Origin of the sequence: Rhodovulum bhavnagarense (assembly GCF_004343505.1) — a bacterium.
GTDB classification, from domain to species: Bacteria; Pseudomonadota; Alphaproteobacteria; order Rhodobacterales; family Rhodobacteraceae; genus Rhodovulum; species Rhodovulum bhavnagarense.
Window position 1 is genome coordinate 89,517 of record NZ_SLXU01000010.1, and the last position, 17,032, is coordinate 106,548.

The window sequence follows — 17,032 nt, forward strand, 5'->3', positions numbered from 1 at the left end:
TTTCTTTTATTCGACCGCCGGTCCGACAGCCACGGGGGAGAACCCTGATGTCGACGATTTCCAATTCGCCGAAAGCTGAGTTTCGGCTGAGCATGCTGATATATGATACGCGCTACCGATCGATGACGATCCAGGTGGTCGCATTGATGGCCTTCATGTTGATGGCCGCGTGGATCATAAATAATACCGCGCAAAACCTTGCCGATCTGGGCAAACCGATCCAGTTCGGATTTCTCACCGAATCCGCACAATACGATATCAACCAGAGCCTGATCGAGTACGACAATCAGGACAGCCACCTGCGCGCCTCGGTCGTGGGGCTGTTGAACACATTGCTGGTCGCGGTGCTGGGCTGTGCGCTGGCAACGGTGCTGGGTGTATTGATCGGGGTGTTGCGGCTATCCACGAACTGGCTGGTGGCACGCATCATGACCGTCTATGTCGAGATGTTCCGCAACGTTCCGGTTTTGTTGTGGATCGTCTTTGTCATGGCGATCCTGATCGAAAGCCTGCCACAACCGCGGGCCTTTCGAGGGGAAAATCCCGAAGCCTCGATGCTGTTCGGCGACAGCGTGGCGCTAACCAACCGGGGCTTTTACATCCCAGAGCCGCTGTTCAGTCGCCCGCTGGGCGATTTGTCGGTCCTTGGTGCGTTCAACGTCAGTCTTGAATTCCTGGTCATCGTCGCCGTGCTGGTGGTGTCGTTCTTCGTTTCGGGGGTGATCCGCAAACGCGCGGATCGTATCCAGAATGAAACGGGCATCCGCCCGACCACTTGGTACCTGCGGCTGGTCGTCATCGTTCTGCCGGTGCTGGCGGTGCTGATCGCACTGGGTTTCCACGTGGGCAAGCCCGAGTTGAAAGGGTTCAATTTCCAGGGCGGTATTCACATGCGGACGTCGCTGATCGCATTGTGGCTGGCGCTAAGCTTCTACACTGCGGCCTTTATCGCCGAAATCGTGCGTGGCGGTATCCTGGCGATTTCAAGGGGTCAGAGCGAGGCCGCCGCGGCATTGGGCCTGCGCCCCAAGCGCATCATGTCACTGGTGATCTTGCCACAGGCGATGCGCGTCATCATCCCGCCGCTGATTTCGCAATATCTGAACCTGACCAAGAACTCGTCCCTGGCGATCGCGGTGGGCTATATGGACATCACCGGAACACTGGGGGGGATCACGATGAACCAGACCGGGCGCGAACTCGAATGCGTTCTGCTCTTGATGCTGGTTTACCTGACGATATCGTTGATCATCTCGCTGGTGATGAACTGGTACAACGACCGCGTCAAACTGGTGGAGAGGTAAGATGAGCAACCTGTCTTACGTCCGCACCGAAATGCTGGGTGAACAATCGCCACCGGGCACGGCCATAGGCATCGTCGGCTGGTTGAGGGCAAACCTGTTTTCCAACTGGCTGAACACGATCCTGACGCTGGTTTCGCTGGTTTTCATCTACCAGGTCTTCGCGGCCATTTTGCCATGGTTGATCCATTCAAGCTGGACGGCCAATTCGTTGCAGGAATGCCGCGCACAGGTCGATGCCGCTTATGGGATGGCGGCAGAGGGCGGTTGCTGGGCCGTCATCCGCGAGCGTTACCTCCAGCTTGTCTTTGGTTTTTACCCTTCGGAACTTTACTGGCGACCGATCCTCGCCTTTGGGCTGACGCTTGTCGCGCTGGCGCCGATCCTCTTTACCGCGTTGCCGCGCAAGATGCTGTGGCTTTCGCCTTTTGCGCCCTTCGTCGTGCCCTGGCTGTTATGGGGCGGGACGGTGTGGGTGCCGCTTCTGGTGGTTGCGGGCCTTGGGCTGGCTTACGTCGTTACGCGCGTCCTTTCCAGCCATGTCTCGGGCTTGCTGGCGGTTCCGGTCGCTGCTCTGGTGGCGATCTTGTGGTGGCTTTATGCCGTGATGCCGGTCAATGACGCGGTCACGGCGATGATCGCCAATCAACGCATCCCCGATGTCAGCGCCGACATGCGCGACAAGGTCGAGATCTTGCCCGGCGAGATCGCCGCGCTTGATGCGCAGATCGCGGCCCTGGGCCAGACGGTTGGCAGGGCAGAGGCCGAAAAGGATGCCTTGGTGTCGGCCCTTGAAGCGGCTGAAACCGAGGCGGCACGCACCGCCGTGTTGTCCGCGATCCATGAGTTGCGCGGCCCACGAGACGCGCTTGCCGCGCTGGAAAAGCAACGGCTGGTGCGCAACGAGGAACTGAGCCGCGCGCGCACCCTGCTCGCGGGGCTGGAGGCATTGCCCGAGAACCGGACCACTCGCGAGACGTTGCTTGCGCAGCTTGCCAACGCGACCGGGGCCGCGCGCGGCGATCTTGAGGCGCGGCTCGCCACGGTCGACAATCGCATCGCCTCGGTGGTCAAGGAGGTCGGGCGTGTCGGTCTGATCCCGGTGGAAAGCCGCAGGTTCGGCGGTTTCATGCTGTCGATCACCATCGGGTTGGTCGCGATCACCGCGTCATTGCCGATCGGGGTCATGCTGGCGCTGGGGCGACAGTCCGACCTTCTTATCCTGCGCGCGATTTGCGTCGGCTTCATCGAGTTCATCCGCGGCGTGCCGCTGATCACGCTCTTGTTCGTGGCCTCGGTACTGCTGAACTATTTCCTGCCGCCGGGCACCAGTTTCGATATCATCTTGCGGGTGATGATCATGGTGACGCTTTTTGCCTCGGCCTACATGGCCGAGGTAATACGGGGCGGGCTGGCCGCGCTGCCCAAGGGCCAGTACGAGGCGGCAGATGCGCTTGGCCTCGATTACTGGAAGGCGCAGCGACTGATCATCATGCCGCAGGCGCTGAAGATCTCGATCCCCGGTATCGTGTCCACCTTTATCGGGGTGTTCAAGGACACCACGCTGGTCTCGATCATCGGGCTGCTCGATCCGCTGGGGCTGTCCAACGCGATCCGCGCCAACACCGCCTGGAACGGCATCGTTTGGGAGCTCTATGGCTTTATCGCGCTGATGTTCTTCGTCTTCTGTTTCTCCATGTCCCGCTATTCGATGTACCTGGAGCGTAAGCTCCGGACCGGGCACCGCTGAGGAGGCTATCGTCATGTCCGAACTTGCAACAGAACGCGCGATCGACCGGTCTAAAATGTCGGTCTCGGAAAATGTCGCGATCCAGATTACCAACATGAACAAGTGGTATGGCGCGTTCCACGTGCTGCGCGATATCAACCTGACGATCTACGAAGGCGAGCGGATCGTGGTCTGCGGCCCCTCGGGTTCGGGGAAATCCACCCTGATCCGCTGCATCAACCGGCTGGAGGAACACCAGGCAGGACAGATCGTGGTGGACGGGATCGAGTTGACGAGCGATCTGAAGAACATCGACAAGATCCGCTCGGAGGTGGGCATGGTGTTCCAGCACTTCAACCTGTTCCCGCATCTGACCATCCTTGAAAACTGCACGCTGGCCCCGATCTGGGTGCGCAAGGTGCCGCGCAAGGAGGCCGAGGAAACCGCCATGCATTTCCTCGAAAAGGTCAAGATCCCTGAACAGGCGCTGAAGTATCCCGGCCAGTTGTCAGGCGGTCAGCAGCAGCGGGTGGCGATCGCGCGCTCGCTGTGCATGAAGCCCAAGATCATGCTCTTCGACGAACCGACCTCTGCGCTGGACCCCGAGATGATCAAGGAGGTGCTCGACACCATGATCGAACTGGCCGAGGAAGGCATGACGATGATCTGCGTCACCCACGAGATGGGCTTTGCCCGGCAGGTGGCGAACCGGGTGATCTTCATGGACCAGGGCCAGATCGTCGAACAGAACGAGCCTGAACCGTTCTTCAACAACCCGCAATCGGAGCGCACAAAGCTGTTTCTCAGCCAGATCCTGGGGCATTGAACCCGTGCCATCGGCGGCGGGGCAGGGGCGTCGGTCGCGGCGCCCCTTGTCGTTTTTGTTCCTTCTGAAATGTCGTCTTTCCCACCACTGGTCCGATTTCGCCTGCCGGGGGCGCGTGGCATGGTCCGTGCTTTTTCCGGGATGGAGACGTGCAACCGGTTCGAACCCATCCCGCCGCCCCGGCCGGGCGGCCAGACAAGGACAGACGCGATATGGCAATTGTGACCTTCACCTCCCCCATGATGCACAAGGACAAGGCGGTCTACGCCGTGGCGGGCGATACCAAGACCATCCTGGCTCTTGCCGAGGACAACAGGATCCCGATTCCCTTTGAATGCCGCGATGGCAATTGCGGCTCGTGCCTGATCGAGGTGAGCTATGACAACCCCGAGAAGAAAAAGGCGATCATGTTGACCGACAAGGAAAAGACGACGCTGAAGGAGTTGGGCAAGATCACCGCCGAAGAGATCGAGAATGCCGAGGTCAAGGACATGCCGCCGCGCTATCGGCTGGCCTGCCAGTTCATCGCCCGCGACGAGGATGTCACGATCACCTTTACCGGCACGCCTGGCGGGTCTGACTGAAGGACGAATTTCCTGCGAAAATTCGGTGTCCGGCCGCGGGTGCGGCCGGACGATCGGGTATTTGGACCAAGAAGAAGCGGCGTCAGCCCTCGAGGTCTTTCGGGGTGATGAAGTCGATGACGGTGCCGGTGCCGAATGCGACCATGCTCCAGTCATCGGTGTCGAAATCGGCAATCAGCGTGGCGCAGGTCGGGTATCGGGCGAAGCGGGGGCTGTCGGGCGGTTTGCGCAAGAGCCGCGCGGCGAAATCCGCGATACCGGGATTGTGCCCCAGCATCAGCACGGGGCTGACAGCACAACCGTTCAGGGTCTCGAGCATCCGCTCGGCACCGGCATGGTAGAGGCCCGGATCGCGCCGCATCACCGTCCCCTCGCCCAGGAGCGGCGCCATGCGTTCCCAGGTTTCCAGTGTCCGCCGCGCAGTCGAACTGACAACCTCTGCCGGGCGGTAGCCGCGCGTGGCCAGCCAGGTTCCGATTCGGGGCGCGGCGTCGCGACCGCGGGGGTTGAGAACGCGATCATGGTCGTCCTGGAGGGGATCGTCCCAGCCGGACTTTGCATGGCGGACGAGGATCAGACGCAGGGTCATTGCGGGGCTCTGCGGGATTGGGCGCCAGTATATCCTGTCACAGCTCGTCTCCGCTGCCTAGGTCCGTGGGGTGCGGATCAGGGAGCCCGCCCCGTGATCCGTGAAAAGTTCCAGCAGGCAGGCATTGGGCGCGCGCCCGTCCAGGATCACCACCGCGCGCACCCCACCTTCAATGGCCGAAAGCGCCGTTTCGGTCTTGGGGATCATGCCGCCCGCGATAACGCCCTGTTCGGTAAGGGTGCGGATATGATCCGGAGTCAGTTCGGTCACGACCTCGCCGCCCGCATCCTTGACGCCCGCGACATCCGTCAGAAGAAGCAACCGGTCGGCCTTGAGCGCAGCGGCGATGGCGCCCGCGGCGGTATCGCCGTTGACGTTGAATGTTTCGCCCTTGCCGCCGGCGCCCAGGGGGGCGACGACCGGGATCATCCCGGCCTCGAACAGCTGGCGCAGGACGGCGGGGTTGACCTCGGTCGGCGTGCCGACAAAACCCAGATCGGGATTGGTCTGCACGCAGGTCATCAGCCCGGCATCCTTGCCCGACAGCCCCACCGCGCGCCCGCCCTGGTCGTTGATCGCCTGCACGATGCGCTTGTTCACGCGGCCCGACAGCACCATTTCCACCACCTCGACGGTGGCGGCATCGGTCACCCTCTTGCCGTTCACGAAATGCGATTGGACCCCAAGGCGCGCCAGCATCTCGTTGATCATCGGACCGCCGCCATGGACGATCACCGGGTTTACCCCCACTTGGCGCATCAGCACCACGTCGCGGGCAAAGCTTTCCATTTCCGCGTCGTCGCCCATGGCGTGGCCGCCAAACTTGATCACGACGATGGCGCCGGTATAGCGCTGAAGATAGGGAAGCGCCTCGGACAGGGTCCGGGCCGTGGCGATCCAGTCGCGGTTCATGGCGGTCTGCTTTTTCATCCGGTCTGTCCGTTTTCTGACAGCCGGTGTTATCCCCTGCGGACGCCTGTGCCAAGAGTGATTGTCTTTTCCACGGGTCCGCATAGGGTGCGCTCGAAAGGAGGTCGCGTGATGGAGAGCAAGATTCTGCTGCTGACGGGGGCGAGCCGGGGTATCGGGCATGCGACGGTCAAACGGTTCTCGGCCGAGGGGTGGCGTGTGCTGACCTGTTCGCGCCGTCCCTTCGATCCGCGCTGTCCCTGGCCCGGGGGCGCGGAGGATCACATCCAGATCGACCTGTCCGACCCGGCCGCGACGCTGAAGGGGATAGAGGTCGTTCGCGGCAAGCTGAAGGCGGGCAAGCTGCATGCGCTGGTCAACAACGCCGCGATCTTGCCCCGCGACGAAGAGGGCGCGCGGTTGAGCGCACTTGAGACCGACATGCGCAGTTGGGGGCAGGTGTTCAACGTGAATTTCTTTGCCTCGATCGTCCTGGCGCGCGGGTTGCAGGATGAATTGGTGGCGGCCGGTGGTGCGATCGTCAACGTCACCTCGATCGCGGGAAGTCGTGTTCATCCGGTGGCGGGTGCGGCCTATGCCACCTCGAAGGCGGCCCTTGCCGCGCTGACCCGCGAGATGGCGCATGATTTCGGCCCGCTGGGGGTTCGCGTGAACGCCATCGCCCCCGGCGAGGTCGAGGGTATCCCGCCCGGGCCAGAGACCGACCGCATCGTCGCGGAATTGCCGCTGGGCCGCCTGGCCCGGACCGAAGAGGTGGCCAACGTGATCCATTTCCTCTGTTCGGACGAGGCCAGTTACGTCACCGGCGCCGAGATCGAGGTCAATGGCGGACAACATGTCTGAGGGTCAGTCGATCCCGGCGATGATCGTGCGCAGCGTGGCGATTCCCTCGCCCTTTTCCGACGAGGTCAGGACCAGTTCGGGATAGGCGGCGGGGTGTGCGGCAAGTTTCTCGCGCACTTGTTTCAGAACGCGCTCGCGGTCCTTGTCCTTGATCTTGTCGGCCTTGGTCAGAACCACCTGGAAACTGACCGCCGCCGTGTCGAGAAGCGCCATGATATCCTCGTCCACCGGCTTGATGCCGTGGCGCGCATCGATCAGAACGAAGGCCCGGCGCAACGTGGCTCGCCCGGCCAGATAGGTCCGCAACAGGCGCTGCCATTTCTCGACCACCGCGACGGGGGCTTCTGCATAGCCATAGCCGGGCAGATCCACCATGTAATGGCCGTCGCCGAGGGTGAAATAGTTGATCTCTTGCGTCCGGCCCGGCGTGTTCGATGCCCGGGCCAGCCCCTTGCGGTTTGTCAGCGCATTGATAAGCGACGACTTGCCCACGTTGGACCGGCCGGCAAAGCAGATCTCGGGCCGGTCATCGGGGGGTAAACCCTCCATGGCGACCACGCCCTTGAGGAAATCGACAGGCCCGGCGAACAGCTTTCTTCCTCGCTCCGCGGCCAGCGCGTCGGGGGGAGAGGCAAGGGGAAAGGGCAGGGTGTTCACGACGACTCCAGCATGAGGGGCAGGGCGGCGTGCGCCTTTCGGGTCAGTATCCGAAAGCCGCCCGGTGCCATGCCTACCCGACAGGTTCCGATGGCGCACGTCGGTTGCGCGCAATGGCCCGCGATGGATGGGTGCCGTGGCACTGCCGGGCGTGCCGTCATTTCCGGTCGGCCCCGGCCTTGCGGCGATTGAACCCCGCCTTGATGTTGCCGAACACGTCCGGCTTGTAACCATGGCTGCGCATGATCGCGTATTGCTGGACAAAGGTGATCACGTTGTTCGCGATCCAGTACAGCACCAAGCCGCTTGCGAACCCGCCCAGCATGAACATGAATACCCATGGGAGCCAGGCAAAGACCATCGCCTGGGTCGGGTCCGTCGGGGTCGGGTTCAGCTTTTGCTGCAACCACATCGATATCCCCAGCAAGAGCGGGAACACACCGATGAAGATCAAGGCCAGGAACGACCCGGGAACCGGCGCAGCCCATGGCAGCAGGCCAAACAGGTTGAACAGTGAGGACGGGTCCGGTGCCGAGAGATCCTTGATCCAGCCAATCCAAGGCGCGTGGCGCAATTCGATCGTTACAAAGATGACCTTGTAGAGGGAGAAAAAGACCGGGATCTGCACCAAGAGCGGCAAACAGCCCGCTGCCGGATTTACCTGCTCTTTCTTGTAGAGTGCCATCATCTCTTGCTGAAGCTTCTGGCGGTCGTCACCGCAGCGCTCCTTGAGTTCTTCCATCTTGGGCTGAAGCTCTTTCATCTTGGCCATGGAACTGTAGGACTTGTAGGCCAAGGGCAGCAGCAGCGCCTTGATGATCAGCGTCAGACCAATGATCGACCAGCCCATCGAACCGGGTATGCCGAGATTGGCAAAGGCCCCGTTCAGCCAGTGGAGCAGCCAGAAAATCGGCTTGGTGAAGAAAAAGAACCACCCCCAGTCGATGGAATCGATAAACCGGAATATGCCTTCTTCACGCTCGTAATTGCGGATCGTTTCCCATTCCTTGGCACCGGCAAACAACATGCTTCGCGTGCTGGCCTGCGCGCCGGGGGCGACCGTGACGAGCGGCATGCGCGACTCGACCTGGTAGATATTCGCGCTTTCGACGAATTTCGTGACGCTGGTGAAACGCTGGCCCGGTGCAGGAATCAGCGTGGTCATCCAGTACTTGTCGGTAAAGCCGATCCAGCCGTTTTCTTCTACCGGCGCGATCTCGGCCAGGGCGGCCTCGCGATCGACATAGTCAAGCTTGCGCAAGCCCTTGTAATCGATTTCCGACAATTCCTTGTCGGTCTGGCGCACGACGCCCTCGTGCAAGATGAAAAACCGGCTGGTCTCGGGTTCGCCGTGGCGCGCAACGATGCCATAGGGGGCAAGGCGCACGGTCTCGCCGGTCGCGTTATCGACGCTCTGCTCGATGGTGAAAAGGTAATTCTCGTCCACCCGAATGGTACGGCGGAAGGTCAGACCATCGCCATTCGTCCAGACTAGGGTGACGGGGCTGTCCACGTCCAGTCGCTCGCCGCGTTCGACCGCCCAGACCGTGTTTGCACCCGGTACATCCTCATAGGCGAGCTGGCCCGCCGGCGCCCATCCGTAAAGCGCGTAATAAGGTTGCGCGCTGCCGACCGGAGACAGCAGATTGACGAGGTCTGAACCGGTTTCGATGGTCTCGCGGTAATCCTTCAGCGCCAGTTCGTCGATCCGCCCCCCCAAAAGCGAGATCGAGCCGGTCAGCCGCGGCGTGTCGATCACCAGTCGGGGCGCCCTCGCGCCCGGCGCGGTGGTCTCGCCAGGCGACGCCCCGGTGCGCGCGGCAGGCGGCGCCGGCGCCACACCCGGAACAGCGGCAACCTGAGGTTCCGCGCTGTCGATCTGGGCCACGGTCTCGATGGCGGGCTCCTGTTCGGGGGGCGGGAACAGCAGGAACCAGCCCAGGATCACCAGGAAGCTGAGCGCGGTTGCGAGGATGAGATTCTTGTTCTGATCGTCCATGACGGGCCGCCAGCCTTTGCCTGAGGAAGGTCGGGTTGGTTCAACAGAACGCGGCCCGCGAGGTCAAGCTGTTTTCCCGACGCATGGGGCTTACGCCCTCCCTTGCCTGCATTGCGCGCGCCTGGCGCCCTCCGTGCCGGGGGTATTTGAGCCAAGAAGAAGGTCCATGGCCTTTCTTCTTGGAAAAAATACCCATCATCCTGACGGGACGACCGGAGAAACATCAGGGGCTTGTCTGATCGTTCTCCACCGGTGGCGTGCCGCGCGAAAGCCCCGCGAAATCGAAGAGCTTGGGGTCGAGCAGGTGGCTGGGGCGCGCGTTCATCAGGGCGCGGAACATCTTTTGCCGGCGTCCGGGGTGGTTGGCCTCCCACTGGTCGAGCAATGCCTTGACCTGCATGCGCTGCAACCCGTCCTGGCTGCCGCACAGGTTGCAGGGGATGACTGGGTAGTTCATTGCGCGGGCGAAGCGGGCGCAATCGGCCTCGGCCACATGGGCCAGCGGGCGGTAGACGAAAAGATCGCCCTCCTCGTTCACGAGCTTCGGCGGCATGGTGGCCAGCCGGCTGCCGTGGAAGAGGTTCATGAAGAAGGTTTCGAGGATGTCGTCGCGGTGATGGCCCAACACCACCGCCGAACAGCCCTCTTCGCGCGCGATGCGGTACAGGTTGCCGCGCCGCAGCCGTGAGCAGAGCGCGCAATAGGTGCGGCCCTGGGGCACCTTGTCCATCACGATGGAATAGGTGTCCTGGTACTCGATCCGGTGCGGCACGCCCCTGCGGGTCAGGAACTCGGGAAGGACGGTTGCGGGGAAACCCGGCTGGCCCTGGTCGAGGTTGCAGGCCAGCAGGTCGACGGGCAAGAGACCGCGCCATTTCAGCTCGTGCAGCGCGGCGAGCAGGGTGAAGCTGTCTTTGCCACCCGACAGGCAGACCAGCCAGCGCGCGCCGCGTTCGATCATGCCGTAGTGCTCGATCGCCTCGCGGGTCTGGCGCACTATCCGCTTGCGCAGCTTCTTGAACTCGGTGGAGGATGGCGCGCCTTCGAAGATCGGGTGGATGTCGTCGGTATTGTCGAACATCAGCGCTTGTCCTTGGGATCGGGTACCGGGTCGTAGCCGCAGCCGCCCCAGGGGTTGCAGCGCGCGATGCGTCTGGCCGCCATCCAGCCGCCCCGGATCGCGCCATGTTTTTCCAGCGCCTCCAGCGCATAGGCGGAGCAGGTGGGCTGATAGCGGCAGTTGAACCCGATCCAGGGGCTCAACACCAGCCTGTAGGCGCGGATCGGCAGGGCCAAAAGGCGGGCGAGCGGGGTCATGTGCTGTTTCCGTGGACCTTGGCGAGGGCGCGGCGCAGGTCATCCTGCATCCGGGCGAGGTCACGCGTTGCGGTGGTGTCGCGGCGGCCGATCAGCACATAGTCCCAGCCCGGCCGCCCGTGGATCGGGAGCACGGCACGCGCGACTTCGCGCAAGCGTCGCTTGGCGCGGTTGCGCGCGACCGCATTGCCGACCTTTTTCGAACAGGTGAACCCGACGCGGATACCGATGGCCTCGTCCGGGGCACGCTGGCGGGCCTGCAGCATGAACGCTGGCATTCCCTGCCGCCGGGCATGGGCCGCGCGAAGGAAATCGCTGCGCTTTCGCAGTATCTGCACAGAATACATCGCCGGTACGACAGGTGCGGTGTCCGGCCTGTCGGATACCTCACCTGCGCCCGGCGATGTCATGATCGCAAACGCTGGCGCTGGAGTTACGCGCTCAGCTTGGCCCGGCCGCGGGCGCGGCGGGCGTTCAGGATCTTGCGGCCGGCCTTGGTGGCCATGCGCGCGCGGAAACCGTGGCGCCGCTTGCGGACCAGGTTCGAGGGTTGAAAGGTGCGTTTCATCGCGCTTCGCTCCGTCAGATCAGGCCTGACCCTTGTGCGGATTCGACGGCCCCATTGTGTTCGAAGCCCGCTTACTAGGGGCTTGGCAGGGCGAAGTCAATTCGTCAGCGGTGCTTTTCTTGAATCGCGCCTGCGACTGGAGCGGAGGGCCAGCGCGAAACGTCGGCGCGGCAGGCGTGGCGGGAGGTCATGTCTCAATTTCCGATGAACCCGGCGTGAGTGCCCTTTCCAAAGGGCCTGCGGGCTGCATCTTATGGCGAAAGCGCGCAGGCCGAGAGGCGAGGGGGCGATGGACGATACGCGGCGACATGACGGGAGCGGGATCTGGCAGCGGTTGCCACTGATCGTGATCCTTGCCGTTGCGCTGTTCGGGACGATCATGCTGCGCGAGCGGTTATCTTTCGAGGCGCTGGCCGAGAATCGCGCGATACTCTTGGCGTTTCGGGATGCCAATTACGGGGGGGCGGTGCTGGGATTCGTGCTGGCCTATGTCGTGATCGTGGCGTTTTCGCTCCCGGGGGCGATGGTGGCCACGCTGACCGGGGGGTTCCTGTTCGGGGTGTTCCCCGGGGTTCTTTACAACGTCACGGCGGCGAGCCTTGGCGCGGTGGTGATCTTTCTTGCTGCGCGCTGGGGGCTGGGAGCGCGGCTATCCGCTCGCATCGATGCAGGCGAGGGGCGTATCAGGCGCCTCAGGGAGGGGCTGCGCGCGAATGAATTATCCGTGCTTTTCGTGATCCGGCTGGTGCCCGTGGTGCCGTTCTTCGTCGCCAACCTTTTGCCCGCGCTGGTTGGCGTGTCGCTGGGACGATTCGCGTTCACCACCTTTTTCGGGATCATGCCGGGCGCGCTTGTCTACACGTGGGTGGGGGCAGGGCTTGGCGAGGTTCTTGCCCGCGGCGCGCGGCCTGACCTGGGCCTCATCTTCGAGCCGCGGATCCTGGGGCCTTTGCTGGCGTTGGCCGCGCTTGCGGCGCTGCCGATCCTGGTCAGGGCGATCCGGCAGGAGAGGTAGACGATGGCGATTGTCAAAACCGATCTTTGTATCATCGGCGCGGGTTCGGGCGGGCTGTCGCTGGCTGCGGGGGCGGTTCAGATGGGCGCGCGGGTGGTGCTGGTCGAGGGCCACAAGATGGGCGGCGACTGTCTGAACCATGGCTGCGTGCCGTCAAAGGCGCTTTTGGCGGCTGCAAGGACTGCGCAAACCATGCGTGCGGGGGGCTGTGGTATCCGGGGCATGGCGCCCGAAGTGGACTACGCGGCCGTGATGGGACATGTTCGACACGCGATCGCCACCATCGCACCCCATGACAGCGTGGACCGATTCGAAGAGCTGGGCGTGCAGGTCATCCTGGGTTGGGGGCGGTTTACGGGCCCCCGGGCACTGGCCGTCGGCGACGATGTGATTCGCGCCCGCCGCTACGTCATCGCCACCGGCGCGCGTTCGGTGGTCCCGCCCATCCCCGGCCTGGGTGAGGTGCCTTTCCTGACCAACGAGACGCTGTTCGATCTGCGCAACTGCCCCGATCACCTACTGATCGTCGGGGCGGGCCCCGTCGGGGTGGAAATGGCACAGGCCCATGCCCGGCTGGGGGCGCGGGTGACGTTGATCGAGAGGGGCAAGGCGCTTGGGCGCGAAGACCCCGAGTTGCGCGCGCTGGTGCTTGAGCGCCTGCGCGCCGAGGGGGTCGAGATCGTGGAGGACGCGCAGGTTGCGCGCGTCGGCGGAGGCGAGGGAGCGATCACGGTCGAGACGGGGCGCGGGGTGTTTGCCGGGTCGCACCTTCTGGTCGCGGTCGGGCGCAAACCGGCGCTGGAGCGGCTGAACCTAGATGCCGCGGGGGTGACGATGCGAGAGGGGCGTCTCATTCTAGGTCCCGACTTGCGCACCGCCAACCGCCGCATCCATGCCATCGGTGACGCGGCGGGTGGCGCGCAATTCACCCATCTGGCGGGCTATCAGGCGGGGGTGGTGATCCGCCCGATCCTGTTGGGACTGCCCGCCCGCGCGCGGGTTGATCACATTCCGCGCGTCACCTATACCGAGCCCGAGCTTGCCCAGATCGGCCCGACCGAAGCCGAGGCGCGCGAAACGCATGGCAGCGCGCTGAGCGTTGCCCGGTTCGATTTCGCCGGGAATGACCGGGTGATCGCCACCGGCCAGGCCAAGGGGCTTATCAAGGTCATGGTGGTCAAGGGGCGGCCGATCGGCGTCTCTATCGCCGGGCCCGAGGCCGGGGAATTGATCGCCCCGTGGGCGCTGGCCCTTGCCAATGGAATGACAATGAGTGCCATTGCCGGCATGGTTGCGCCCTATCCGACGCTTTCCGAGGTTAACAAGCGCGTCGTGGGTGCCTATTTTTCTCCCAAACTGTTTGAAAACCCGTGGGTGAAACGGGGGGTGCGGCTGGTTCAGACCCTCTTGCCCTAGCCTGCGGGCGATTGAGGCGACGATGGTGCTGAATTCACTCTCCGGGCGTTTCCTGCTCTTGACTGTCGCCTTCGTCATGCTTGCCGAGGTGCTGATCTTCGTGCCCTCGGTTGCGCGGTTCCGCGTCGATTTCCTGCTGTCGCGGCTGGAACGGGCGCAGATCGCCTCGCTTGCGGTTCTGACCACGGACGAGATGATCGAGGAGGGGCTCGAGTCAGAACTTTTGGAAAATGCGGGCGTCTACAACGTCGTGCTGCGCCGCGACGAGGCGCGCGAACTGATGCTGTCCTCGCCGATCCCGGAGGCGATCAGCGACAGTTTCGACCTGCGCGATGCAGGCCCCCTCGAGCTGGTTTCCGACGCGTTGCACCGGCTCGTCGATCCGGCCCCGCGCATCATCCGTGTGATCGGCGCGCCGGTGCGCGAGGGTGGACAACTGATCGAGGTCACGATGAACACCGCGCCATTGCGTGCGGCAATGATCGAATACGGCCTGCGCATTCTTTTGCTGTCGGCGGTGATCTCGGTCCTGACGGCGCTGTTGCTGTTTCTGGCGGTGCGGCGTTTGCTGGTCGTTCCGATCAAGCGGGTGGTCCGGGCGATGCAGGTCTATGCCGAGGCACCCGAGGATAACCGACGGATCATCACGCCGCGGGCAAGCGTGCGCGAATTGCGCGAGGCCGAGACGACGCTGCAAACCCTTCAGACCGAGTTGACCGCCGCGCTGCGCCAGAAGGACCGGCTGGCCCAACTGGGCAGCGCGGTTGCCAAGATCAGCCACGACCTGCGCAATATCCTGTCCACTGCGCAGCTTTTCGCGGACCGGATGGAAATGAGCGACGATCCTTCGGTGATGCGCGCCGCGCCCAAGCTTGTCGGCTCGATCAGCCGGGCGGTGAATCTTTGCGAGACGACACTGACGTTCGGCCGCGCGCAGGAACCCCCGCCGCGCTTGGAACGCCTTTCGCTAGCCCCGATCGTGGCCGAGGCGGTAGAGGCCGAGAGGATGGCGGCGGCAGATGCCGATATCAGCTTTGCCGAGGATGTGCCTGCCGGCCTGACGCTCCGAGCCGATCCAGAACAGTTATACCGTATTCTGTCGAACCTTTTGCGCAATGCCCGGCAAGCGATCGCCGCCAGCGCCCGGCCGGGTGAGATCGCGATCCAGGCCGACGAAGACGAACATACTTGGACCATCCGCATCGCCGATACCGGCCCCGGCCTGCCGCCCAAGGCGCGCGAACACCTGTTCCAGCCGTTCCAGGGCGGCACGCGCAAGGACGGCACGGGTCTGGGCCTTGCAATCTCGGCCGAGCTGGTGCGCGGGCATGGCGGGCGGCTTGAACTCGTGCGCACCGGGGCCGAGGGCACCGTCTTTGCCATCCGCCTGCCAAAGGGCGCGACCCTGCTCGGCGCGACCCTTTCGCCAGGGTGAATCCGGCCGTGCTGCGATAATGCAAATTCTCCCCTTGCAATGCCCCGCCCGCGGCGATAGACGAAAGCTCCCACGCGCTGGTAGCTCAGTTGGATAGAGTACTTGACTACGAATCAAGGGGTCGGGGGTTCGAATCCTCCCCAGCGCGCCACTCCCCTCTAAAGTCTATTTAAAAACAACGGTTTTCTGCCGTTTTTGTCTAAGGCCATTCAGCCATTAGACAATGCTCCCCCTCTTCCGTGCCGTGAGGGCCGCTGTTGGGCGTGGAATCGCGGATAAGAAATTCGCTTGCACGTGGCCATTTTGTAACGGCCGGAGATTGTTGCGGGCACGTCGAAAATGGCGGCGGTTGGGGCTTCGATCTGACGATCATCCTGTTTCGGTAACCTCGCGCTTTCTGATTTGATCGCGAACCTCCACGTGAGGTTCTGAATACGAAGAGGGCCCACCACAACGTGGTGGGCCCCCTAAAAGGCGGTCGGTCGATGAAACTGGTCAGAAGAACTCCCCAGTCTCCAGGACCGAAGGACTCGGTGTCAGCAAGCGGCGCCGGTTTACCCTCTTCGTGTAACGCTCAACCTCTTTCAGGGATTCATGCCCGCTCCATGCGGCGATCTGGTGCGTTGTCGCGCCGCGCTCGGCGTGAAGGATCAGCGGCGCGGTGCCAAGCCCCGCATAGACGCTGTGCACGATCAGGGGCCTGCCCGTCTTGGCGGCGATATCGGCCAACCGCCGCGCCGCGGCCTGTTCCGCCTTGCCCAGCGAGGTATCGAAACGTTCAGCATAGCCCCCGAACATGCCTACGGTCAGCAGAAGGTCGACACCGGCATCCTGCAGGATCACCTCGGCGCAGGTCGCAAAAAGCCCCGGATCGGCATCGGTGCCGCCGGCAACATCGACCGGGTTCACGCAAGAGGCTACGGGCGGCGTGTTCCTTGAGGTCTTCACCGACGCAAAACGCTCGGCCCGCGCCGGTCAGAACGATCGTTCGGATCGCGTCGTCCTCTGCGAACGCATCGAGGGCTGCGAGGGTTTCGGCATAAAGCCCTGTCACCAAGGCGTTCAGCCGGTCGGGCCGGTTGGACCTGATCACGGCCACCGGGCCGTGGGTTTCGCATTGGAGGGTTTCGTATGTCATGGGGGGTGTTCCGCGTTTCCTGTCCGATCCCCCATAGGATCGCGAAGACACAAAGGTTTTTCATTGGAAGTTTGAAAAACAAATGTCCGTGTTTCATCATGGATGCCACGCTGCGACTGCGCCTGTGCGCGCGCCTTGTCGATGAGATCGAGACTCTGCCGCCCCGCATGCAGGCGGCGGCCAAATATGTTGTCGACAATGGCAACGATTTCGGCCTGGACCCGATCCGCGCCAGCGCAAAAAAGATCGGGGTCAGCCCCAACACGCTGGTCCGGCTGGCCCGGCACCTGGGCTTCGACAGTTTCGACGCGTTGCGCGCCGCCTTCCGTACCGCCCTGGTCGAACGGCACGACAGCGACAGCGGCGAGACCTGGCTGCGCCGGATGGCCGCCGCAGGGCCGATGGGCGCGGCGCAGGCCAGGGTGGCGCGCAACGAGTTGGACATCGTCGGGCGCTCGCTGCAATTGCTGCGCCCGGAACTAGCCGCCGCGGTGACGGAGGATCTGACCGCGGCGCGCAACGTTTATGTCACCGCCACGCGGGCCAGCTACACGCTGGCCTATTACTTCCATTACGTGGCGCGGATGGCCCGTAAGCGTCGTCTGACGGTCACCCGGCTTTCAGCTTGACGGCCGGAAATTCCACGGGAGCAGTTCGTCGAGCCGGCTTTGGGGATGGCCGTTCG

General features: G+C 63.4%; 18 protein-coding genes, 1 tRNA gene and 1 pseudogene. 10 read left to right on the top strand and 10 right to left on the bottom strand.

What is annotated here, in order from left to right; translation table 11 throughout:
* Positions 1 to 47: 47 nt before the first annotated feature.
* The 4 genes from EV663_RS10870 to EV663_RS10885 all read left to right on the top strand — a co-directional run bounded on the left by EV663_RS10870 (position 48) and on the right by EV663_RS10885 (position 4,440).
* Positions 48 to 1,304, top strand: coding sequence for an amino acid ABC transporter permease (locus tag EV663_RS10870; RefSeq protein ID WP_132951828.1), 1,257 nt, complete (start codon positions 48 to 50; stop codon positions 1,302 to 1,304).
* A gap of 1 nt (position 1,305) precedes the next feature.
* Positions 1,306 to 3,051 carry an amino acid ABC transporter permease gene (locus tag EV663_RS10875; RefSeq protein ID WP_132951829.1) on the top strand — a complete coding sequence of 582 codons (1,746 nt, stop codon included), beginning with the start codon at positions 1,306 to 1,308 and terminating at the stop codon, positions 3,049 to 3,051.
* A gap of 13 nt (positions 3,052 to 3,064) precedes the next feature.
* Positions 3,065 to 3,856 (top strand): amino acid ABC transporter ATP-binding protein, encoded by a 792-nt coding sequence (locus EV663_RS10880; RefSeq protein WP_132951830.1) that lies wholly within the window; start codon positions 3,065 to 3,067, stop codon positions 3,854 to 3,856.
* A 212-nt stretch (positions 3,857 to 4,068) separates the two neighbouring features.
* Positions 4,069 to 4,440: a 2Fe-2S iron-sulfur cluster-binding protein gene (locus EV663_RS10885; protein WP_132951831.1), complete on the top strand. Its 372-nt coding sequence runs from the start codon at positions 4,069 to 4,071 to the stop codon at positions 4,438 to 4,440.
* An 82-nt stretch (positions 4,441 to 4,522) separates the two neighbouring features.
* Here the strand turns inward: EV663_RS10885 and EV663_RS10890 are convergent, their stop codons facing one another.
* Both EV663_RS10890 and argB read right to left on the bottom strand, forming a co-directional pair.
* The gene (locus EV663_RS10890; RefSeq protein ID WP_132951832.1) at positions 4,523 to 5,029 is read right to left on the bottom strand and encodes a SixA phosphatase family protein; all 507 of its coding nucleotides are present in this window, start codon (positions 5,027 to 5,029) and stop codon (positions 4,523 to 4,525) included.
* Positions 5,030 to 5,086: 57 nt separating this feature from the next.
* Complete coding sequence (argB, locus tag EV663_RS10895; RefSeq protein ID WP_132951833.1) at positions 5,087 to 5,959, bottom strand: acetylglutamate kinase; 873 nt, start codon at positions 5,957 to 5,959, stop codon at positions 5,087 to 5,089.
* 111 nt (positions 5,960 to 6,070) lie between these two features.
* Between argB and EV663_RS10900 the strand changes: the two genes are divergently transcribed.
* The gene (locus EV663_RS10900) at positions 6,071 to 6,802 is read left to right on the top strand and encodes an SDR family NAD(P)-dependent oxidoreductase (protein WP_132951834.1); all 732 of its coding nucleotides are present in this window, start codon (positions 6,071 to 6,073) and stop codon (positions 6,800 to 6,802) included.
* Positions 6,803 to 6,805: 3 nt separating this feature from the next.
* Here the strand turns inward: EV663_RS10900 and yihA are convergent, their stop codons facing one another.
* The 6 genes from yihA to rpmH form a co-directional block, all read right to left on the bottom strand.
* Positions 6,806 to 7,459: a ribosome biogenesis GTP-binding protein YihA/YsxC gene (gene yihA / locus EV663_RS10905; protein WP_132951835.1), complete on the bottom strand. Its 654-nt coding sequence runs from the start codon at positions 7,457 to 7,459 to the stop codon at positions 6,806 to 6,808.
* A 157-nt stretch (positions 7,460 to 7,616) separates the two neighbouring features.
* The gene (gene yidC / locus EV663_RS10910; protein ID WP_132951836.1) at positions 7,617 to 9,458 is read right to left on the bottom strand and encodes a membrane protein insertase YidC; all 1,842 of its coding nucleotides are present in this window, start codon (positions 9,456 to 9,458) and stop codon (positions 7,617 to 7,619) included.
* A gap of 223 nt (positions 9,459 to 9,681) precedes the next feature.
* A complete protein-coding gene (ttcA, locus tag EV663_RS10915) occupies positions 9,682 to 10,539 on the bottom strand; it encodes a tRNA 2-thiocytidine(32) synthetase TtcA (RefSeq protein WP_132951837.1) in 858 nt (285 codons plus the stop codon).
* Positions 10,539 to 10,775 (bottom strand): membrane protein insertion efficiency factor YidD, encoded by a 237-nt coding sequence (gene yidD / locus EV663_RS10920; RefSeq protein ID WP_132951838.1) that lies wholly within the window; start codon positions 10,773 to 10,775, stop codon positions 10,539 to 10,541. The genes ttcA and yidD overlap by 1 nt, the downstream gene beginning before the upstream one ends.
* Complete coding sequence (gene rnpA / locus EV663_RS10925) at positions 10,772 to 11,185, bottom strand: ribonuclease P protein component (protein ID WP_132951839.1); 414 nt, start codon at positions 11,183 to 11,185, stop codon at positions 10,772 to 10,774. Before rnpA ends, yidD begins: the two co-directional genes overlap by 4 nt.
* 23 nt (positions 11,186 to 11,208) lie before the next feature.
* Positions 11,209 to 11,343, bottom strand: coding sequence for a 50S ribosomal protein L34 (rpmH, locus tag EV663_RS10930; RefSeq protein WP_132951840.1), 135 nt, complete (start codon positions 11,341 to 11,343; stop codon positions 11,209 to 11,211).
* 289 nt (positions 11,344 to 11,632) lie between these two features.
* On the opposite strand from rpmH, the gene EV663_RS10935 reads away from it, so the two are divergent.
* The 4 genes from EV663_RS10935 (at position 11,633) to EV663_RS10950 (ending at position 15,360) form a co-directional block, all read left to right on the top strand.
* Entirely contained in the window at positions 11,633 to 12,358 is a 726-nt protein-coding gene (locus EV663_RS10935; RefSeq protein WP_132951841.1) for a TVP38/TMEM64 family protein, read from the top strand.
* A gap of 3 nt (positions 12,359 to 12,361) precedes the next feature.
* Positions 12,362 to 13,774 carry a dihydrolipoyl dehydrogenase family protein gene (locus tag EV663_RS10940; RefSeq protein ID WP_132951842.1) on the top strand — a complete coding sequence of 471 codons (1,413 nt, stop codon included), beginning with the start codon at positions 12,362 to 12,364 and terminating at the stop codon, positions 13,772 to 13,774.
* 25 nt (positions 13,775 to 13,799) lie between these two features.
* Positions 13,800 to 15,209 (top strand): sensor histidine kinase, encoded by a 1,410-nt coding sequence (locus EV663_RS10945; RefSeq protein WP_132951843.1) that lies wholly within the window; start codon positions 13,800 to 13,802, stop codon positions 15,207 to 15,209.
* 74 nt (positions 15,210 to 15,283) lie between these two features.
* Positions 15,284 to 15,360, top strand: a tRNA-Arg gene (locus tag EV663_RS10950).
* Between the two features lie 344 nt (positions 15,361 to 15,704).
* On the opposite strand, the gene EV663_RS15850 is transcribed toward EV663_RS10950, so the two are convergent.
* Together EV663_RS15850 and EV663_RS16060 are read right to left on the bottom strand one after the other, a co-directional pair.
* Positions 15,705 to 16,118, bottom strand: coding sequence for a hypothetical protein (locus EV663_RS15850; protein ID WP_243697944.1), 414 nt, complete (start codon positions 16,116 to 16,118; stop codon positions 15,705 to 15,707).
* 19 nt (positions 16,119 to 16,137) lie between these two features.
* A pseudogene (locus tag EV663_RS16060) lies at positions 16,138 to 16,347 on the bottom strand (enoyl-CoA hydratase-related protein); the annotation flags it as partial.
* A 98-nt stretch (positions 16,348 to 16,445) separates the two neighbouring features.
* Here EV663_RS16060 and EV663_RS10965 point away from each other — a divergent pair.
* Positions 16,446 to 16,976 carry a MurR/RpiR family transcriptional regulator gene (locus EV663_RS10965; protein ID WP_132951846.1) on the top strand — a complete coding sequence of 177 codons (531 nt, stop codon included), beginning with the start codon at positions 16,446 to 16,448 and terminating at the stop codon, positions 16,974 to 16,976.
* The last annotated feature ends 56 nt before the right edge of the window (positions 16,977 to 17,032 follow it).